The following is a 20,505-nucleotide window of genomic DNA, read 5'->3' on the forward strand; positions in this document are numbered from 1 at the left end:
GGGTGCACACGGCAGCCGGGTGGCGTCACCCCTGCGGGAACCGGGTGTGCCACGTGGTGTCAGCAGCCGTGCGTACCCTGCGGGCATGGATCTGTTCGGCGCCGCAGTCTCGACCGACGCGGGCCTGCCGGCGGCCGGTCCCGGTGCCCCGCTCGCGGTGCGGATGCGGCCGCGGTCGATCGACGAGGTCGCCGGGCAGGGGCACCTGCTGCGCCCCGGCTCGCCGCTGCGCCGTCTGGTGGAGCCCGCCGACGACGCGACGCGGCGCGCCGCTCCGTCGTCGGTCGTGCTGTGGGGGCCGCCGGGCACGGGCAAGACGACGCTCGCGTACCTCGTCGCGGTGTCGTCGGGTCGCCGCTTCGTGGAGCTGTCGGCCGTGACGGCCGGGGTCAAGGACGTGCGTGCCGTGATCGACGACGCGCGCCGTGCGCTCGCGACCGAGGGCGCCGAGACCGTGCTGTTCATCGACGAGGTGCACCGCTTCACGAAGGCGCAGCAGGACGCGCTCCTGCCGAGCGTCGAGAACCGCTGGGTCACGCTCGTGGCAGCGACCACCGAGAACCCGTCGTTCTCGGTGAACTCGCCGCTCCTGTCCCGTTCGCTGCTCCTGACCCTGCAGCCGCTGTCGAGCGACGACGTGTCCGGCCTCGTGCGGCGCGCGGTCGAGGACGAGCGCGGGCTCGCGCGCGCGGTCACGCTGGACGACGACGCGCTCGAGCAGCTCGTCCGGCTCGCCGGCGGCGACGCGCGCAAGGCGCTGACGATCCTGGAGGCAGCCGCGGGGGCCGCGCTGCAGGAGGACGAGGCCGTCGTCGACCTCGCCGCGGTCGAACGTGCGGTGGACGTCGCGGCGGTCCGGTACGACCGGGACGGCGACCAGCACTACGACGTCATCAGCGCGTTCATCAAGTCGATGCGCGGCTCGGACGTGGACGCCGCGCTGCACTACCTCGCTCGCATGGTCGCGGCGGGGGAGGACCCGCGCTTCATCGCCCGGCGTGTGGTGATCGCCGCGGCGGAGGACGTGGGCATGGCCGACCCCAGCGCGCTGCAGACGGCGGTCGCCGCGGCGCAGGCCGTCCAGCTCATCGGGATGCCCGAAGGACGGATCGTGCTCGCCGAGGCCGTCGTGCACGTCGCGAGCGCCCCCAAGTCGAACGCGTCGTACCGCGGCATCGACGCAGCCCTGGCCGACGTCCGTGCGGGTCGCGTCGGCACGGTGCCGCCGCACCTGCGCGACGCGCACTACGCGGGGGCGAAGGGCCTGGGGCACGGCAAGGGCTACGTGTACGCGCACGACGAGCCGCACGGCGTGGCCGCGCAGCAGTACCTGCCCGACGAGCTCGTCGGATCGCGGTACTACGAGCCGACCGACCGCGGGTACGAGCGACAGCTCGGCGAGCGGCTCGAGCGTGTGCGGCAGATCTTGCGCCCCGACGAAGGGTGACCAGGGGTGAGGCGGATGCCACGCCCGCGGGAGCCGCAGGTGGTTCGGAGATCGTGGCGCGAGCCGGTACAGTAGACGGGTCGTCCGGACCGCCATGCCCTGCTGGGTCGCGGTGGGACGACCACCTGGGGCCCTAGCCCGCGGCTCGCGCCGCACCGAGGTCGGCCCCACTCCCGTCCGGACTCCCCGCGACGGGTGTGACGTCAACGAACGACAGGAAGTATCTCTGTGAGCAGTGTGACCCGTTCGCGCCGCCAGGTCCGCCTGAGCCGCGCCCTCGGCCTGGCCCTGACGCCCAAGGCCGTCAAGCACTTCGAGAAGCGCCCCTACCCGCCCGGTGAGCACGGCCGCGCGCGTCGCCGCACCGAGTCGGACTACGCGGTCCGTCTGCGCGAGAAGCAGCGTCTGCGCGCCCAGTACGCGCTGCGCGAGAAGCAGCTCGCCCGTGCGTACGAGGACGCCCGCAAGGCCCCGGGCCTGACCGGTGAGGCGCTCGTCGAGAACCTCGAGGTCCGCCTCGACGCGCTCGTGCTGCGCTCGGGCTTCGCCCGCACCATCCTGCAGGCGCGCCAGGCCGTCACCCACCGCCACATCCTCGTGGACGGCAAGATCGTCGACCGCCCCTCCTTCCGCGTGAAGTCGGGCCAGACGCTCCAGGTCAAGCCGAAGAGCCAGGCCACGACGCCGTTCCAGGTCGCCGCCGCCGGTGCGCACCGCGACGTCCTGCCGGCCGTCCCGGGCTACCTGGACGTCCAGCTCGAGAAGCTGTCGGCCGTCCTCGTGCGTGCGCCCAAGCGTGCCGAGGTCCCCGTGACGTGCGAGGTCCAGCTGGTCGTCGAGTACTACGCCCGCTGATACCAGCCGTTCCGACGCCCCGTCCGCGCAGCCCGCGGACGGGGCGTTCGTCGTCGGTGGGTCGGTCCGTGCGCGTACCGCGTCGGTGCAGGCTGGTGCGGGCGGGTAGGGTTTGCCGGTCGGGACCAGGGAGGTTGTCGGATGTCGGTGGGTGACGTCGCGGGGCTGATCGCCGCGATCGCGTTCGTGCTGCTCGTCGGCCTGCTGGCCGTGCCGCTCGTCAAGCTCGGGCGGGTGTTCGACGAGACGACGCAGTCGGTCAAGGAGCTCACCGAGCACTCGCTGCCGGTGCTGGACGAGACCGCTCAGCTCGTCGCGTCAGGCAACGGCCAGCTCGCCAACATCGACACCGTGACGACGTCCGCGGCCCAGGTGTCGCAGAACGTCTCGGCGCTCACGGCGCTGTTCTCCGCGACGGTCGGTGCCCCGATGGTCCGGGTCGCGGCGTTCTCCTACGGGGTCCGCCGTGCGTTCGGCGGGTTCGCGGCGGGTGCGCGCAAGGGGCGCGGCTGATGCGTCGGCTGTTCTGGGTGGGCGTCGGCGTCGCCGTGACGGTCGTGGTGGTCCGCAAGGGTCGCCAGTGGGCTGCCGAGTACCTGCCGGCCGGCACCACCGAGGTCGCGGACGGTGCGTTCCGCCTGGGACGAGCGTGGAACACCGCCCGCTCGGAGTTCCACGCGGGCATCGCCGAGCGCTCGGCGCAGCTCATGCACGACCTCGTCGGCGACGTCGACGTCGACGACGTGCGGGCGCACCGTGACGAGCACCTCGACGACCTGCGCTCCCGCTTCCGCCCGCGCGAGCCCCGCACGGCCACGGTGCCCGCCGACTGGGCCGGCCCCACCGAGGACCCGGACGACGACGGCGACGCCGCCTTCTTCTGAGCAGGACAGGCTTCAGAGCAGGACAGGCTTCCGAGCAGGACAGGCTTCTGAGCAGGACAGACCGGGCCCGCACGGACGGCCGCCCGCGACCAGCACCACGAATCGCCCCGAGAACGAGGAATCATGCGTACCGCCGAGATCCGCCAGCGCTGGCTCGACTACTTCGAGAGCAAGGACCACGCCATCGTGCCGTCGGTCCCGCTCATCTCGCCGGACCCCTCGATCCTGTTCACGATCGCCGGCATGGTGCCGTTCATCCCCTACATCCTCGGGACGCAGCAGGCGCCGTGGCCGCGGGCCGCGAGCGTGCAGAAGTGCATCCGCACCAACGACATCGAGAACGTCGGCCGCACCACGCGGCACGGGACGTTCTTCCAGATGAACGGCAACTTCTCGTTCGGCGACTACTTCAAGGCCGGTGCGATCGAGTTCGCGTGGGATCTGCTCACGACGCCGCAGGAGCAGGGCGGCTACGGCCTCGACGGCGACCGCCTCTGGGTGACGACGTGGGACCAGGACGCCGAGACGCACGCGGAGCTCGCGCGCGTCGGCATCGACGCACGCCACGTCGTGAAGCTCCCCCGCGAGGAGAACTTCTGGGACACCGGCCAGCCGGGACCTGCCGGCCCGTGTGCGGAGTTCCACTACGACCGCGGGCCGCAGTACGGGCCCGAGGCGGTCGGCGGCACGGTGGACCCGGGCGGGGACCGGTACCTCGAGATCTGGAACCTGGTGTTCGACCAGTTCGTGCGCGGCGAGGGCTCGGGAAAGACTTACCCGCTCGTCGGCGAGCTCGAGAAGACCGCGATCGACACGGGCGCGGGCCTCGAGCGCATCGCGTACCTGCTGCAGGGCAAGCAGAACCTGTACGAGATCGACGAGGTCTTCCCGGTCATCGAGGCGGCGCAGGAGGTCACGGGCAAGCGGTACGGGGCGGACGAGGGCGACGACGTGCGCCTGCGCGTCGTCGCGGACCACGTGCGCTCGTCGCTCATGCTCATCGGAGACGGCGTGACCCCCTCGAACGAGGGGCGCGGCTACGTGCTGCGCCGACTGCTGCGGCGCACGGTGCGCTCGATGCGCCTGCTGGGCGTCGACGAGCCCGTGCTGCCGTACCTGCTGCCGGTGAGCCGCGACGCGATGAGCGCGTCGTACCCGAACGTCGCCGACGACTTCGCGCGCATCTCGCAGGTCGCGTACGGCGAGGAGGACGCGTTCCGGCGCACGCTCGCGTCGGGCATCACCATCCTCGACACGGCGGTCGCGTCCGCGAAGGCGGCCGGCGCGGGCACGCTGTCCGGGACGCAGGCGTTCCAGCTCCACGACACGTACGGCTTCCCGATCGACCTCACGCTCGAGATGGCGGCAGAGCAGGGCGTGCAGGTCGACGAGACCGCGTTCCGCTCGCTCATGCAGGAGCAGCGCCAGCGCGCGCGTGCTGACGCGCTGAGCAAGAAGACGGGTCACGCCGACACGGCGGTGTACCAGGAGCTGCACTCGTCGCTCACGGGCGAGGACGGCACCGCGGTGCACTTCGTCGGCTACACCGACCCCACCGCGGACTCGCGGGTCGTCGGCCTGCTCGTGGACGGTGTCGCGACGCCCGCGGCCACCGCGCCCGCGGACGTCGAGCTGGTGCTCGACGTGACCCCGTTCTACGCCGAAGCGGGCGGACAGCTGGCCGACACCGGCACGATCCGACTCGCGGGCGGGGGCATCGTCGAGGTCGACGACGTGCAGGCGCCCGTCAAGGGCCTCAACGTGCATCGCGGCCGCCTGGTCGACGGGACGGTCGCGCTCGGTGACACCGGCGTCGCCCAGATCGACGTCGAGCGTCGTCGGGCCATCGCGCGCTCGCACACCGCCACGCACATGATCCACAAGGCGCTGCACGAGGAGGTCGGTCCGACCGCGACGCAGGCCGGCTCGGAGAACTCGCCGAGCCGCGTGCGGTTCGACTTCCGCTCGGGCTCCGCGGTGCCCGTGTCGTCGATGGCGCAGATCGAGGGCCGCGTGAACGAGCGGCTGCAGGACAACCTGGCGGTCAGCGACACGACGATGCCGATCGACGAGGCGCGTGCGCTCGGCGCGATGGCGCTGTTCGGCGAGAAGTACGGCAAGAACGTGCGCGTGGTGTCGATCGGCGGGGACTGGTCGCGCGAGCTGTGCGCGGGCACGCACGTCGGGAACACCGGCGAGCTGGGCCTCGTGACGCTGCTCGGTGAGTCGTCGATCGGCTCGGGCGTGCGGCGCGTCGACGCGCTCGTCGGCGCGGGTGCCTACGGCCAGCAGGCCAAGGAGCGCGCGCTGGTCAACCAGCTGTCGGGGCTGCTGGGTGCGCGACCCGACGAGATCGCCGAACGCGTCTCGTCGCTGCTCGGGCGGCTCAAGGACTCCGAGCGCGAGCTCGCCTCGGTGCGGCAGGCCCAGGTCCTCGCGGCCGCGGGCTCGCTCGCCGCGGGCGCGCAGCGGGTCGGCACGACGAACGTCGTCACGCACGACGCGGGCGAGGCCTCGGCCGACGACCTGCGCACGCTCGTCCTCGACGTGCGCTCGCGCCTCGGCGACGCGGAGGCGTCCGTCGTCGCGGTCGGCGGCGTCACCAAGGGCCGCCCGGTCGTCGTCGTCGCCACGAACGCGGCGGCGCGTGAGGCCGGGGCGCGTGCGGGGGTGCTGGTGCGCGTCGCGTCCCAGGTGCTCGGCGGCGGTGGCGGCGGCAAGGACGATCTCGCGCAGGGTGGCGGCACGGACGCGGCGAGCCTCGGTGCGGCGCTCGACGCCGTGGTGGCCGAGCTGCGTGCCTGAGGACATCGAGCGGGGCGCGCGGCTCGCGGTCGACGTGGGCTCGGTCCGCGTCGGCCTGGCGACGAGCGACCCCGACGGGCTGGTCGCCACGCCGGTCGCGACGCTCGCGCGTGACGCTAAGTCACCTGGACAGACGTCCAGGGATGTCGTGGAGATCGTGCGCGAGGTGCAGGAGCGCGGTGCGAGATGTGTGTACGTCGGGCTGCCGCGACACCTGAACGGCACGGAAGGTGCCGCATCGCAGGCCGCGCGCGCGTACTCTGTCTGGTTGGCGCAGGCCGTCGCACCCGTCCAGGTGCGGTTGGTCGACGAGCGGATGACCACGGTCACCGCCCATCAGGCGCTGCAGGCGTCCGGCCGATCCGGACGCCGCCACCGAGAGGTCGTCGACCAGGCGGCCGCGGTGGTCATCCTGCAGTACGCGTTGGACGCAGAGCGCGCGACGGGGCGCCGCCCGGGTGAACGGGTGGTGCTCCGCGGGGGAGCGCGGCCTGACGACGCGTCGGGGGCTGCGGGAGACCTTCGGACGACAGCGGAGTGACTTCGACGTGAGCAACCAGACCGAGTGGTGGGCGCCGACCTCGAGCGGTGCCGACGACCCCGTCGACGGTGTCCCCACGCCGTCGAGGCGCGCGCGCTCGACGGGACGCGCGCGTGCGGCGCGGCAGCGCAAGCAGCGCCGCAACCGCAGCATCGTCGTCGTGGTGATGGCGCTCGCGCTCGTCGTCGGCGCCGGCTACATCGTCGTCTCGCTCATCGGTGGGCTGGGCGACGACAAGGGGCAGTCGACCGCCGAGCAGACCGACTTCCCGGGCCCCGGCGTCGGCGAGGCGTCCGTCGTGATCAAGCAGGGCGACACGGGTGCCGCGATGGGTCGGACGCTCGCCGACGCCGGGGTGGTCGCGACGTCGCAGGCCTTCGCGAAGGCGTTCGCCGCGAACCCCGACGCCCCGTCGATCCAGCCGGGCACCTACAAGCTCCTGCAGCAGATGAAGGCGACCGACGCCGTCGCCGCGCTGCTCAACCCCGCGAGCCGTCAGTCCATGCGCGTGACGCTCGCGGAGGGCCTCACGGCGGACCAGATCATGACGAAGATCAGCGAGAAGACGCTGATCCCGATCGACGACCTGAAGAAGGCCGCGAAGGACACCGACGCGATCGGCCTGCCGTCGCAGGCGAAGGGCAAGCTCGAGGGTTGGCTCTACGCCGCGACGTACGACGTCGAGCCGGACGCTTCGGCCACCGACGTGCTCACCATGCTCGTGGGCAAGACGGTCGACGTGCTCGAGTCGAAGAAGGTCCCGAAGGACCAGTGGGAGACCGTGCTCAACAAGGCGTCCATGGTCGAGCGCGAGGCCAAGCGTGCCGAGGACCGGCCGAAGATGGCACGCGTCATCGACTCGCGGCTCGAGCAGAACTGGGCGCTGGGCATCGATGCGGCCGTCGCGTACGGCGCGGGTGTCCCCGGTACCGCGCTGACGAAGGCCGAGACGCAGGACCCGAGCAACCCGTACAACCTGTACATCCACAAGGGTCTGCCGCCGACGCCGATCTCGTCGCCCAGCGAGGCCTCGATCGACGCGGTGCTCAAGCCCGCGGACGGCGACTGGATGTACTGGTGCGCGGTCAACCTCGACACGGGCGAGACCGTCTTCTCGGTCGACCAGACGGGCCAGGACGCCGCGCAAGCCAAGCTCAAGGCCTGGCTCGCGAAGAACGGCGGATGACCGCACCCGTCGCGCACCGGGCGGCCGTCCTCGGCCACCCGGTGGCGCACTCGCTGTCGCCCACGCTGCACCGGGCCGCGTACGCCGCGCTCGGGCTCGACGACTGGTCGTACCAGGCGGTCGACGTCACCGAGGAGCAGCTCGCGTCGTTCGTCGAGGGGTGCGACGAGTCGTGGGCGGGTCTGTCGCTCACGATGCCGCTCAAGCAGACGGTGATCCCGCTGCTCGACCACGTCGAACCGCTCGCGCAGGTGGTGGGCGCCGTCAACACGGTGGTGTTCACCGCGGCGGGCCTCGTCGGCGCCAACACCGACGTGCACGGCCTCGTGGCCGCGCTGCGCGAGGGGCTGGGGGAGCGGCGGCCCTCGTCGGCCGTGGTGCTCGGCGCCGGTGCGACCGCGGCATCGACGCTCGCCGCGCTCGCCGAGCTGGGTGTGGCCTCGCCGCTGGTGCTGGTCCGGTCACGCGGGCGCGCGGGCGGGCTGCTGCGTGCGGCGCACCGCATGGGTGTCACACCCGAGCTGCGGGGTCTGGCCGAGGCGGCTCACCTGCTGCCTCGGGCGGACGTGGTCGTCTCGACGCTGCCTCCGCACGCCGCGGACGGGTTGGCTGTGGAACTCGCCGGGAGCACGGCCGCCGTCCTGCTCGACGTCGCGTACGACCCCCGTCCGACGGCGCTGCACGCCGCGTGGACCGCTCTGGGCGGGACGGCGGTCGGCGGCGAGCGGATGCTGCTGCACCAGGCGTCGGAGCAGGTCCGGCTCATGACCGGGCACCCCGGACCGCTCGACGCGATGGACGCGGCCCTCGGCGTGCGCCTCGGCACCCGAATGGGGGGCTGAAACCCCTCCAGATCGCCCCGTGACCTGCCGATGACCGTGCAGGAGGGTGCATCTGCGCCCTGCGGGCGACGGGAGGGCGTGACGTGAAGCAGCTCGGGGAGATCCTGCTCGAGGAGGGCCTCGTCACCGAGGGGCAGCTGCTGGCTGCGCTGGACGAGACGCAGTCCACCGGTTCGTCGCTCGGGCGCACCCTCGTCGAGTTCGGCGTCCTCACCGAGGGGCAGCTGGTCCAGGCGCTCGCCGCGCAGGTGGGCATGCGGTTCGTCGACCTCGACGACTTCCAGGTCGACCGCATGGCGGTCGCACTCGTGCCGGCCGCGCTGTGCCGTCGGTACACGGTCCTGCCCGTCGCGCTCGAGAACGGGCAGGTGCTGCTCGCGACCGCCGACCCTGGCAACGTCATGGCCGTCGACGACGTGCGCACCGTGACCGGTCGGGGCGTGATCCCGGTGATCGCGACGTATGACAACGTGCTGCGCGCGATCGACCGGTTCTGCCGCGCGGACGGCGAGATGGAGGACCTGTCCAACGCGTTCGAGGAGCAGGTCGCCGAGCCCGAGACCGACCTGTCGAAGATCGGCGACGTCGTCGACGACGACGCGCCGATCGTCCGCTACGTCAACCTGCTGGTCACGCAGGCGATCACGGACCGCGCGTCCGACATCCACATCGAGCCGACCGAGCACGACCTGCGCGTGCGGTACCGCATCGACGGCGTGCTGCACGAGACGCAGCGCTCGCCGAAGAACATCCAGAGCGGCGTCATCAGCCGCGTCAAGATCATGAGCGACATCGACATCGCCGAGCGGCGCAAGCCGCAGGACGGCCGCATGTCCGTGACGCACAACGGCCGCAAGATCGACCTGCGCGTGGCGACGCTGCCGACGGTGTGGGGCGAGAAGATCGTCATGCGCATCCTCGACAACTCGACCGCGAGCCTCGACCTGCGCGACCTGTCGTTCCTCGACCACAACTACGAGACGTACCGCGAGTCGTACACCAAGCCCTACGGGATGATCCTGGTCACGGGCCCGACGGGCTCTGGCAAGTCGACGACGCTCTACGCGACGCTCAACGCGGTCTCGAAGCCGGAGATCAACGTCATCACGGTCGAGGACCCGGTCGAGTACCGGCTGCCGGGCATCAACCAGGTCCAGGTCAACCCGAAGGCGGGCCTCACGTTCGCGGGAGCGCTGCGCTCGATCCTGCGCTCCGACCCGGACGTCGTCCTCCTCGGTGAGATCCGCGACCACGAGACGGCGCAGATCGCGATCGAGGCGGCCCTCACCGGTCACCTCGTGCTCTCGACGCTGCACACCAACGACGCACCCTCGGCCGTCACGCGACTGACCGAGATGGGGATCGAGCCGTTCCTCGTGGGATCGGCGCTCGACGCGGTGGTCGCCCAGCGCCTCGCGCGCAAGCTGTGCGAGAAGTGCAAGGAGCCCTACCGGCCGTCCGAGACGGAGATGCTCGCGGCGCGGTTCCCGTGGGTGCCGGGGGAGGCGCTGCCGGAGCTGTTCCGCCCCGGCGGCTGCACGGCGTGCTCGCGCACCGGCTACCGCGGTCGCATCGCGCTGCACGAGGTCATGCGCGTCACCGAGGACATCGAGCGCCACGCGGTCGCGCACTCGTCGAGCGCCGAGATCGCGGCGACCGCGGTCAAGCAGGGCATGATCACGCTCCGCGACGACGGCTGGCACAAGGTCGCGCTCGGGATGACCTCGATCGAGGAGATCCTGCGCGTCGTCGCGTGAGCGGCGCTGTCACTCAAGTGGCGGAGTGCATCCGCCGATGAAGGTCCTGGTGGTCCGTCCGGAATCGGGTTCCGGGCGGTTGCGGTACGACGACGTGGAGGCCGACTGTGACTGAGTCCTACGACGCTGGGCGGGACGGGACGACCCGTCCGCTGCCGCCGTACCGTCCTGCGGGGCCGCAGGCCGACTCCGGCGCGCCCGCGCCGATCCCGGGGATCACGACGTACTCGCCGGTGCCGTCGCAGTCGGTGCACGCGGCGCCGGTCGCGCCGTCGGCACCCGCGGCGCCCGCTCCCGCCCGGTACGCGGCCCCTGCGCCGATGGCACCCGGTGCCTCCACGCTGTTCGTGCCCGCGCAGGCTCGGCCCACCGAGGTGCACGAGGGCATCGGCCTGCCGATGACCCCGCCTGCGGGTGCGGTCCCGTCGGTGGCGTCGGTCGCGCCCGCGGTCGCACCGTCGGCGACGACATTCATGCCCGCGCCCGAGCCGGTCGCGATGCCGGCCCCGCCGTCTGCTGCGCCTGCCGCACCGGCGCCCGCATCGACCATCCCGCCCGCCGCACCCAAGCCGGTGGCGAAGGGTCCGGGCCGTGACCGCACGCAGCGCTCGGGCGTGGGGCAGGACCGCCAGGAGGGGGACCTCCAGCTCGACGAGGCACTGTCCGCGATGGTCGACGCCGGGGCGTCCGACCTGCACCTGACGGCCGGGTCGGTCCCCATGATGCGTCTGCAGGGTTCGCTGCGTCCGCTCGAGGGCTTCGAGTCGATCATGCCGGACGGGCTGCAGCGCACGCTGTACGCGATCCTCACCCAGCGCCAGCGCGAGAAGTTCGAGGAGGAGCTCGAGCTCGACTTCGCTTACGCGATGCGCGGCAAGGCCCGGTTCCGCGTGAACCTGTACCAGCAGCGCGAGTCGATCGGTGCCGCGTTCCGTGTGATCCCCTACGAGATCAAGCCGCTCGAGGCGCTGGGCGTCCCGCCGATCGTCTCGAACTTCGCCGGTCTGCCGCGTGGCCTGGTCCTCGTCACCGGCCCGACGGGTTCCGGCAAGTCGACGACGCTCGCCGCGATCATCGACCTGGCCAACCGCACGCGTCCCGACCACATCATGACGGTCGAGGACCCGATCGAGTTCCTGCACCGCCACAAGAAGTCGCTCATCAACCAGCGCGAGGTCGGGCAGGACACGCACTCGTTCGCGAACGCGCTCAAGCACGTGCTGCGTCAGGACCCCGACATCATCCTCGTCGGTGAGATGCGTGACCTCGAGACCATCTCGGTCGCCCTGACCGCAGCCGAGACGGGTCACCTCGTGTTCGCGACCCTGCACACGCAGGACGCCGCGCAGACGATCGACCGTGTCATCGACGTGTTCCCCGCGGAGCAGCAGGGGCAGGTGCGCACGCAGCTCGCCTCGGCGATCCAGGGCGTCGTCTGCCAGACGCTGTGCAAGAAGGCGAACGGTACGGGCCGTGCGGTCGCGACCGAGGTCATGGTCGCGACGCCCGGCATCCGCAACCTCATCCGTGAGGGCAAGACGCACCAGATCTACTCGGCGATGCAGGCCGGTGCCGAGCACGGCATGTTCACGATGGACCAGCACCTGGCGGAGCTCGTGAAGAAGGGCGCCATCACGTACGAGGTCGGCGTCGAGAAGTGCCACCACATCGACGACTTCAACAAGCTCGTCGGCCGCACCGCCCGCACCAACCAGGGCGCGAACTCCATGGGCAGCTACGCACAGGCGGGGACCCAGTACTGATGGCGATCATGCGCACGTTCGAGTACCAGCTCTCGGACAAGAACGGGAAGATCGTCAAGGGGCGCATCGACGCCCAGAACGAGGCAGCGGTCGCCAACCGGCTCAAGTCGATGGGCATGGCCCCGCTCGCGATCACCGAGGTGGTCAGCGGCGGCCTGCAGACCGAGATCAAGATCCCGGGCTTCTCCGACCACGTGTCGATGAAGGACCTCGCGGTCATGGCGCGTCAGATGGCGACGATGATCTCGGCCGGGCTCTCGCTCCTGCGGACGCTGACCATCCTCGCCGAGCAGACCGAGAGCAAGCCGCTCGCCAAGGTGCTCGCGCAGACCCGCAACGACGTCGAGCAGGGCGGGTCGCTGTCCGAGTCCCTGGGGCGGCACAAGGAGATCTTCCCGCCGCTGATGATCAACATGATCAAGGCCGGAGAGGTCGGCGGGTTCCTCGAGGACGCCCTGCTGTCGGTGGCCGAGAACTACGAGGCCGAGGTCAAGCTCCGCGCGCAGATCAAGTCGGCGATGACGTATCCCGTGATGGTGTTCATCATGGCGATCCTCGCGGTGGTCGGCATGCTGCTGTTCATCGTGCCGGTGTTCAAGAAGATGTTTGAGGACCTGGGCGGGTCGCTGCCGGCGCCCACGCAGTTCCTGGTGTTCCTGTCCGGGATCATGAAGGTCGCCGCGCCGATCCTGCTCGTCGCGGTGATCGCGTTCTCGATCTGGTGGCGCCGGCACAAGAACGACGAGGCGGTCCGCAAGACCGTCCAGCCGTTGATGCTGCGGCTGCCGATCTTCGGACCGCTGTTCCAGAAGGTCGCGATCGCGCGTTTCACGCGCAACTTCGGGACGATGATGGGCTCGGGCGTCCCTATCCTCCAGGCCCTCGAGATCGTCGGTGAGACGAGCGGCAACTACGTCATCGAGGTCGCCGTCAAGGACGTGCAGGAGAGCGTGCGAACCGGCAAGTCGCTGGCCGGGCCCCTGGCAGAGCATCACGTGTTCCCACCGATGGTCGTCCAGATGGTCGCCACGGGTGAGGACTCGGGCTCCTTGGAGACGATGCTGTCCAAGATCTCGGAGTTCTACGACGAGGAGGTCTCGGCCACCACGGCCCAGCTCACGTCGCTCATCGAGCCGCTCATGATCGCCGTCCTCGGCGTGATCATCGGTGGCATGATCGTCGCGCTCTACATGCCGATCTTCTCGATCTTCTCGCTGGTGAAGTGACGGTTCCCGGATCCGCCGAGGTTCACCCGAACGGCGCATCAAGCGCCGTGCAGCGGCTCCCGATGACCCAGGTGTAGTGCTCGCCGGCCTCGAAACCGGCTCCTGAAACCCACTGGTCTTGCAATTGGAAGAGGTTCGACATGATCACTCGCATCCAGGCCACGATGGACAAGCGCGCTCGTGGTGAGAAGGGCTTCACCCTCATCGAGCTCCTCGTCGTCGTCATCATCATCGGCATCCTCGCCGCGATCGCGATCCCGGCGTTCCTGAAGCAGCGCGAGAAGGCGTGGGTCTCGCAGGTCACCTCCGACCTGAAGAACGCGTCGACGGCGGCCGAGGCGTTCGCGACGTCGCACGACGGTCTCTACACCGGCATGACGACGGGCACCGCGGTGACCGACAAGGACAACGACGACACGCTGGTCGGCAACGGCTACAACCCGACCGAGGGTGTCTCGGTCGCGGTCGTCGTCGGCGACGGCGGCAAGTCGTACGAGCTCGAGGGTAAGAGCGACAAGCTCGACGGCCGCAGCTGGACGTACGACAGCACGACCGGCACGACCACCGAGGACTGATCTCGGTCCGATGACAGGCATGCGGGGCGCTGACGAAGCGCCCCGCATGCCTGCGTCAGTACCCGGACGCCTGCGGGCCTCCACCGACGAGAGCGACAGGAGCACGGCATGCGCATCGCATCGGTGCTGGAGCGGCGCCGCAGCGACGAAGGCGTCACCCTCGTCGAGGTCGTCGTCGCGATGTTCATCTTCGCCCTCGTCTCGACGGGCATCATCTACGGTCTGATCTCCGTCAAGATCCTCACGCGGGACTCTCGCGCGCGCCAGGTCGCGACGAACCTTGCCGCCGGTGAGATCGACCTCGTGCGCGACACGAGCGACCTCTTCACGCTCCTGGACCGCGATCGCGACGTCTCGCTCAACGGCGACACGTACCACCTGCACCGGGCGACGCAGTGGGTCACGGACCCGAACCAGGACCTCAGCTGCGGTGCCGGCAGCACGACGTCGCTGCGTTACAAGCGCGTCAACGTCACCGTCACGTGGGACGGCATGCGTCAGGGCGCCCAGGCAGTACGAGCCGACACCCTCGTCCAGCCCGCGCAGAAGATCAACGATCCGTCCAAGGGCACGATCATCGTGTCGGTCATGGGCTACGACGGCACGGGCCGCGGTGGTGTGTCGGTCTCGGCCGCTCCGTCCAGCCCGCCCAACGGCGCCCTCGCCCTCGCTGCGGCGCCGTCCCCGACGGATGCGCAGGGCTGCAGCTACATCCTCAAAGTCATGCCCGGGAACTACGACGTGACCATCGGCAAGGCGAGCTACCTCGACCCCGCCCAGAGCGCGTCGTCGACCCGAACCGTCGGCGTGAGCGCCGGCCAGGCGGTCGCCGTGCAGTTCGAGTACGACCAGAAGGCGACGTTCAACGCGCAGTACGCCGCGAACTACACGCCCGCCGGCTCTGAGACGCTCCGGGTGCCCGACCAGCCGACCACGACGTTCACGAACACGTACGGCACGTTCGTCTCGACGCCGTCGAGCTCGGCGCTGCTGACGCGGGCGATCGACCGGTATCCGTTCGCGAGCGGATACGACGTCTTCGCAGGAGCGTGCGCGAGCTCCGACCCCGTCGCGTGGCCGTCGACCACCTCCGGTGGGTTCACGTGGACGGGCGAGCGGCAGCCCGCCGTCGCCGCCGTGCCCGGAGGCTCCGTCGCGACGCCCGTGAACCTCGGGATCGTCAAGCTCTCGCTCGGCTCGATCGGCACAGGCCGCTACCTCAAGGCGGTGTCGACGACGCCGCCGGGTGGGTCCGACGACCCGGGCTGCTCGTCGACCACCACGTACACGTTCGGAGCCGCGCAGCTCCCGAGCAATGGCAACGTCACGATCGCGCTGCCGTACGGGTCCTGGCTGCTCTACTACGGCACCGGCTCGGCGTCCTCCGGATGGACCACCGCCGTGGCGACCGCCAAGATGTCGATCCCCGACCCGACGACCACCTTGTCCAAGGTGCGCTCCGGGAACGTGGTCACGTTCGACCCGAGGAGCCACTCGTGACCCGCGCGTTCGGCCGTATGCGCCGCACCGAACGGGGTTACACGCTCGCCGAGCTGCTCGTCACCGTGGTGCTCCTGTCCGCGCTCATGCTCATGGTCGTGCAGCTCACGATCACGATCAGCCGCAACTTCACGAAGGATCAGGCCGCATCGGACAACACTCGCATCGCGTCGGTGGGCATGAACGAGGTGACCCGCGTGATTCGCTCGGGAACCGAGATCCGCGTCGCGAACCAGGCTCTCAACGACCCGGTCTTCCTCGCTGCCACGTCCGAGTCGGTCACGCTGCGCGCCTACCTCGATACCAACGCGGCGAGCCCTGCGCCGATCGTCGTGCGCTTCGAGGTCACGCCGCAGCGCACGCTCGTCGAGAAGCGCTGGGCAGCGAAGGCCGGGACCTCGCCCTACTGGACCTTCGTGAACCTGCCGGCGGCGCCGTTCCAGACGTCGAACTCGTTCTGGACGAAGGCGTCGTACCAGCGTCTGATCGCTTCCAAGATCACGCCCTACGTCAAGACGGGTGACCCGAAGCTCTTCCGGTACTACACCAAGGACAACGTCGAGGTCGTCCCGCCGACGACCGGGACGCTCACGGTCGACCAGCTGCGTTCGATCGCGAGCGTCACGGTCACGCTCTCCGTGCAGTCGGACCTGACAGCACGTGCACAACCGACCGTGATCCAGAACATGGTCGGCATCCCGAACCTCGGCTACTCCCGGATTGGTGCATGACATGGTGCGAGCACTGCGCAGGCGGGCGGCGGGCGACGAGTCCGGCATCGCGCTCATCATGGTCATCGGGGTGACGGCCGTGCTCGCGGCCCTGCTCGTCGCGAGCATCGCGTACGCCACGGGGCAGCTCAGGGCCGCGCGGAACACGCAGGACTGGAGCGCCGCGATGGCCGCGGCCTACGCGGGCGTCGAGGAGTACCAGAGCCGCATCGCGAACGACACGACGTACTTCCAGTACGGCAACCCGGCGGCGACGTTCGGGCACACCGTGCCGGACACGCGGACCCTGCCGCCCGTCACCGCGACGAACCCGGCATTCGGTGTCGGCGCGACGGGCTCGTGGGCCAACGTGTCGGGCAGCGGTGGCAAGGCCCAGTTCCGCTACGAGGTGGACAACAGCAAGTACTCGACCGACGGCACGCTGCGGCTCCGTGCCACTGGCCGAGCCGGCGGTGAGACGCGTTCGATCGTCGCGGACCTCAAGCAGCAGGGCTTCATCGACTTCCTCTACTTCACGGACTACGAGATCGCGGACCCGCAGATCACGGGCGACAACGTCTCGACCTGCGTCAAGTACGCGTGGGCGGGCCGGCCTTCGTCCGGGTGCTCCGAGATCGCGTTCGGCAGCAACGACGTCGTCAACGGCCCTGCGCACTCGAACGACGCCATGCGCGTGTGCGCGGCGACGTTCAAGGGGGCCGTGACGACTGGGTACTACCCGTCGTCGCCCCCGGCGTACATCAAGAAGGACTCGACCGGCGCGTCCTGCACGGGTCAGGTGTTCAGCCTCACGGGCTACCCGCTGTCCAGCCCGGTGATCTCGATGCCGCCGACGAACTCGGAGCTCAAGAAGGAGGTCCGGACCGACCTCACCGTGGACGTCCCCCGGCCGGGGTGCCTCTACACCGGACCCACGTCGATCACGTTCACGAACGACGGCAAGATGACGGTCCGCTCGCCCTGGACCAAGAAGACCCAGGTGGTCGGTTCCCCGGCGACCTCGGGCACGGCGCCGGCGCAGTGCGGCACGCCGGGCTCCGCGGCGGGATCGCTCGGCTCCTCGACCGGACAGAGCATCGCCGTCCCGGACAACAACGTCATCTACGTCCAGAACGTCCCGACCGTGACGTCGGACCCGAACTACAGCTCCACGACGCCCTCGGGACTGACGGTGTCGACGGGCGCCAACGGGTCGAACGGCATCGGGTTCCCGACGACCAACGAGACGACGCCCCAGTTCGCGACCGCGAGCCTGCCCGCCTACGGGTACAAGAACGGCGACGTGTTCGTGAAGGGGACGCTCAGCGGCCGCGTCACCGTGGCGTCGGAGAACTACGTGTACGTCACGGGTGACATGGTCTACAAGGACAAGCAGGCGGACCTGCTCGGCCTCGTCGGCAACAACGCCGTGTGGGTGTGGAACCCGATGAACGGCAGCAACAAGCTCATCAACGACACGAACCGGAACATCAATGCTGCGATCCTGTCCGTCGCGCACACGTTCCAGGTGCAGAACTACAACGCGGGCGGTGAGCGCGGCTCGCTGAACGTCTACGGTGCGATCGCGCAGAAGTTCCGCGGCATCGTGCACAGCGGCAGCAACGGCTACATCAAGGGCTACAGCTACGACGAGCGGTTCCGCTACACCGCACCGCCGAAGTTCCTCTCGCCCGTGACCACCACGTACGGTGTCAACGTCTGGGTCGAGACCGATCCGGCGTTCAGGTCGGACGGGACGTACAGGTAGTCGTGACAGCTCTGCTCGTCGCCCTCGCGGGCCTCCTCGGACTCGCCGTTGGCTCGTTCCTCAACGTCGTCGTGTGGCGTCTGCCGCGCGGGGAGTCCCTCTCGAAGCCGCCGTCGGCGTGCCCTCGCTGCGGGCACTCGATCCGAGCGCGGGACAACGTGCCGGTGGTGTCGTGGTTGCTGCTGCGCGCCCGGTGCCGAGACTGCGGCGAGCCCATCTCGCCGAGGTACCCGCTGGTCGAGGCGGGCACCGCTGCGGCCTTCGTCGGCGTGGCGCTGTGGCTGGGCGTGGACGACGGGGCGCTGTGGGCGTGGCCGGCGTTCCTCTACCTCACCGCGATCTCGGTGGCGCTCGCTCTCATCGACATCGACACGAAGACGTTGCCGAACCGGATCGTCCTGCCCTCGTACCCTGTCGCGGCCGCGCTCCTGGCGCTCGCCACCGTGGGGACGGGGGACTGGTGGTCGATGGTCCGCGCCGTGCTCGGCCTCGTGATCCTGTGGACGTTCTACTTCGCGCTCGTGTTCGCATACCCCGCCGGGATGGGCTTCGGCGACGTGAAGCTCGCCGGTGTGCTCGGGCTCTACCTCGGGTGGACTGGCTGGGGTGCGCTCGTGATCGGCGGCTTCGCGGCGTTCTTCATCGGCGGTGTGTTCGCGCTCGTGCTGCTGCTCGTGCGGCGCGCCGGGCGCAAGACGGGGATCCCCTTCGGGCCGTGGATGCTGCTCGGCGCGTTCGTCGGCCTCATCTGGGGCAACGGCCTGTGGGACGCGTACCTCTCCGCGGCGTTCTGAGCGATTCTTCCTGCCCCATCACCCTCAAGGCTGGTCGCCGGTCGCCCGATAGGACTAGCAGTCGCCGCCGAACGAAGGGGAGCTCTCTCGTGGCCAGGTCCAGAGTCATCGGGCTCGACATCGGAACCACGCACGTGCGTGCCGCCGAGGTCGAGTTCGGCAGCGGCGGTCCCGCGCGCACCGCGCAGCCGACGCTCGTGCGGTACGGCGAGACGCCGATCCCCGCCGGTGCGGTGCGCGACGGCGAGGTCGTCGAGGCCTCCACGGTCGCGACGGCGATCAAGCGGCTGTGGGCGGCGTCCAAGTTCTCCCACAAGGACGTCGTCGTCGGGATCGGCAACCAGCGCGTCATCGTGCGCGACCTCGAGCTCCCGTCGATGCCGGCCGCCCAGATCCGGTCGTCGCTCCCGTTCCAGGTGCAGGACATGCTCCCGGTGGCGGTCGAGGACGCGATCCTCGACTACCTGCCGACGTCGCAGGTGCAGGGCGAGCACGGGCCGATGCTGCGCGGGCTCCTCGTCGCGGCGACCAAGGACACCGTGCACGCCAACACCGAGGTCGTCACCGCGGCGGGTCTTCGCCCGGTCATGGTCGACCTCGGCGCGTTCGCGCTCACGCGGATCATGGCGCGCGGCGAGCTGGCGAACCGTACGGTCGCCCTCGTCGACATCGGCGCACGCGTCACGACGGTGGTGGTCGTGGCGAGCGGCCAGCCGCGCCTCGTGCGCATGCTGCCGTCGGGTGGTCAGGACGTGACCGAAGCGGTGGCGGGTGCCCTCGGGATCACCATCACGGACGCCGAGCAGGCCAAGCGGCACATCGGGCTCGGCTACGCGACCGACCCGGAGCTCGCGGCAGGTGCCGAGGCGATCCGTACGGTCGCGTCGAGCCTGGTCGAGGCCGTGCGCAACACGTTCGTCTACTACACGAGCAGCGGGCACGGCGCGGGGATCGACCTCGTCGCCCTCACGGGTGGCGGGTCGCAGCTCCCCGGCCTGGGCCAGTACCTCTCGAGCGCGACGCGCCTGCCGGCCACGGTGGGGCAGCCGCTGTCGACGCTCAAGCACGACAAGGCGTCGGGCGTCGACCGGGCGCTCCTCGAGAACCAGCACGCGATCGCCCTCCCGCTGGGCCTGGCGTTCGGAGCAGCAGCATGACCTCCCTCCTCGAACGGACGCGCAAGCCGGGCGGCGGCGCGGTGGTCATCCCGCCGCTCCCGCAGGTCAACCTGCTGCCCGCCAACATCTCGGACAAGCGGGCGCTTGGTCGTCTCAAGCGGATGCTCGGCTACGGCCTGCTCGCGGTCGTGATCGTGATGGGCGGCGTGTACTTCCTCGCCAACCAGCAGCTCTCGAGCCAGCAGGACCGGCTCTCCGACGCCCAGGACAAGTCGACGGAGCTGCTCAAGCAGCAGGCGCAGTACCAGGAGGCGCCGAAGGTGCTGGCCCAGGTCACGCTCCTGAGCGGCGCGCAGGCGCTGGGCTTCTCGACCGACGTGACGTGGTCGGGGTACCTCAACGCCGTCGCGGCGGTGCTCCCGGACGGCGTCCAGATCTCGACCCTGTCGATGAACGTCGCGACCCCGATGGTGCTCCCCGCGGACCCGACGAACCCGTTGCAGCAGCCCAGCATCGGCTCGCTGACGTTCCAGGCCAAGAGCAAGGACATGATCACCACCGCGGGCTGGGCCGACGCGCTCGACAAGGTGCCGGGGTTCGGTGATGCGTGGGTCTCGAACGTGACCGTAGGCGAGGATCCGACGTCGAAGGACGCCTATTACACCGTGCAGGCGACGGTTCAGGTGCGTGACACCGCACTGAGCGGCCGATTCGCGCTGGACAAGGGGGAGTGA

The 20,505-nt window shown here is 70.3% G+C and carries 18 protein-coding genes; all 18 read left to right on the forward strand.

All coding sequences use genetic code 11. The features are described 5' to 3' along the window. Window positions 1–85: 85 nt before the first annotated feature. The 18 genes from AW16_RS0100360 to AW16_RS0100450 all read left to right on the forward strand — a co-directional run bounded on the left by AW16_RS0100360 (window position 86) and on the right by AW16_RS0100450 (window position 20,505). A complete protein-coding gene (locus AW16_RS0100360) occupies window positions 86–1,447 on the forward strand; it encodes a replication-associated recombination protein A (protein WP_029287128.1) in 1,362 nt (453 codons plus the stop codon). 228 nt (window positions 1,448–1,675) lie between these two features. Beyond that, the gene (rpsD, locus tag AW16_RS0100365; RefSeq protein WP_029287130.1) at window positions 1,676–2,302 is read left to right on the forward strand and encodes a 30S ribosomal protein S4; all 627 of its coding nucleotides are present in this window, start codon (window positions 1,676–1,678) and stop codon (window positions 2,300–2,302) included. A gap of 141 nt (window positions 2,303–2,443) precedes the next feature. Further along, window positions 2,444–2,815: a DUF948 domain-containing protein gene (locus AW16_RS0100370; RefSeq protein ID WP_029287132.1), complete on the forward strand. Its 372-nt coding sequence runs from the start codon at window positions 2,444–2,446 to the stop codon at window positions 2,813–2,815. Further along, window positions 2,815–3,186, forward strand: coding sequence for a hypothetical protein (locus tag AW16_RS0100375; protein WP_029287134.1), 372 nt, complete (start codon window positions 2,815–2,817; stop codon window positions 3,184–3,186). Before AW16_RS0100370 ends, AW16_RS0100375 begins: the two co-directional genes overlap by 1 nt. 123 nt (window positions 3,187–3,309) lie before the next feature. After that, entirely contained in the window at window positions 3,310–5,991 is a 2,682-nt protein-coding gene (gene alaS, locus AW16_RS0100380; RefSeq protein WP_029287136.1) for an alanine--tRNA ligase, read from the forward strand. After that, window positions 5,984–6,532 carry a Holliday junction resolvase RuvX gene (gene ruvX, locus AW16_RS0100385; protein WP_034647918.1) on the forward strand — a complete coding sequence of 183 codons (549 nt, stop codon included), beginning with the start codon at window positions 5,984–5,986 and terminating at the stop codon, window positions 6,530–6,532. Before alaS ends, ruvX begins: the two co-directional genes overlap by 8 nt. Before the next feature lie 7 nt (window positions 6,533–6,539). Beyond that, window positions 6,540–7,718, forward strand: coding sequence for an endolytic transglycosylase MltG (mltG, locus tag AW16_RS0100390; protein WP_029287140.1), 1,179 nt, complete (start codon window positions 6,540–6,542; stop codon window positions 7,716–7,718). Next, a complete protein-coding gene (locus tag AW16_RS0100395) occupies window positions 7,715–8,560 on the forward strand; it encodes a shikimate dehydrogenase (RefSeq protein ID WP_029287142.1) in 846 nt (281 codons plus the stop codon). Before mltG ends, AW16_RS0100395 begins: the two co-directional genes overlap by 4 nt. Window positions 8,561–8,643: 83 nt before the next feature. Beyond that, window positions 8,644–10,317, forward strand: a complete 1,674-nt coding sequence (locus AW16_RS0100400) for a GspE/PulE family protein (RefSeq protein WP_029287144.1) — start codon at window positions 8,644–8,646, stop codon at window positions 10,315–10,317. A gap of 107 nt (window positions 10,318–10,424) precedes the next feature. Then, window positions 10,425–12,080: a type IV pilus twitching motility protein PilT gene (locus AW16_RS0100405; RefSeq protein WP_029287146.1), complete on the forward strand. Its 1,656-nt coding sequence runs from the start codon at window positions 10,425–10,427 to the stop codon at window positions 12,078–12,080. Continuing rightward, a complete protein-coding gene (locus AW16_RS0100410; RefSeq protein ID WP_029287148.1) occupies window positions 12,080–13,306 on the forward strand; it encodes a type II secretion system F family protein in 1,227 nt (408 codons plus the stop codon). The genes AW16_RS0100405 and AW16_RS0100410 overlap by 1 nt, the downstream gene beginning before the upstream one ends. A gap of 140 nt (window positions 13,307–13,446) precedes the next feature. Then, a complete protein-coding gene (locus tag AW16_RS18925) occupies window positions 13,447–13,881 on the forward strand; it encodes a prepilin-type N-terminal cleavage/methylation domain-containing protein (protein WP_081861380.1) in 435 nt (144 codons plus the stop codon). Between the two features lie 108 nt (window positions 13,882–13,989). Beyond that, window positions 13,990–15,381, forward strand: coding sequence for a prepilin-type N-terminal cleavage/methylation domain-containing protein (locus AW16_RS0100425; protein ID WP_029287153.1), 1,392 nt, complete (start codon window positions 13,990–13,992; stop codon window positions 15,379–15,381). After that, window positions 15,378–16,112, forward strand: coding sequence for a type II secretion system protein J (locus AW16_RS0100430; protein ID WP_034647860.1), 735 nt, complete (start codon window positions 15,378–15,380; stop codon window positions 16,110–16,112). The genes AW16_RS0100425 and AW16_RS0100430 overlap by 4 nt, the downstream gene beginning before the upstream one ends. 1 nt (window position 16,113) lies before the next feature. Next, window positions 16,114–17,859, forward strand: coding sequence for a hypothetical protein (locus tag AW16_RS0100435; protein WP_029287157.1), 1,746 nt, complete (start codon window positions 16,114–16,116; stop codon window positions 17,857–17,859). A 2-nt stretch (window positions 17,860–17,861) separates the two neighbouring features. Further along, the gene (locus AW16_RS0100440; RefSeq protein ID WP_029287159.1) at window positions 17,862–18,653 is read left to right on the forward strand and encodes an A24 family peptidase; all 792 of its coding nucleotides are present in this window, start codon (window positions 17,862–17,864) and stop codon (window positions 18,651–18,653) included. 89 nt (window positions 18,654–18,742) lie between these two features. Further along, entirely contained in the window at window positions 18,743–19,810 is a 1,068-nt protein-coding gene (gene pilM / locus AW16_RS0100445) for a type IV pilus assembly protein PilM (protein WP_029287161.1), read from the forward strand. Then, the gene (locus tag AW16_RS0100450) at window positions 19,807–20,505 is read left to right on the forward strand and encodes a PilN domain-containing protein (protein ID WP_029287163.1); all 699 of its coding nucleotides are present in this window, start codon (window positions 19,807–19,809) and stop codon (window positions 20,503–20,505) included. Before pilM ends, AW16_RS0100450 begins: the two co-directional genes overlap by 4 nt.

This window comes from Cellulomonas sp. HZM (assembly GCF_000708885.1).
Classification (GTDB): domain Bacteria; phylum Actinomycetota; class Actinomycetes; order Actinomycetales; family Cellulomonadaceae; genus Cellulomonas.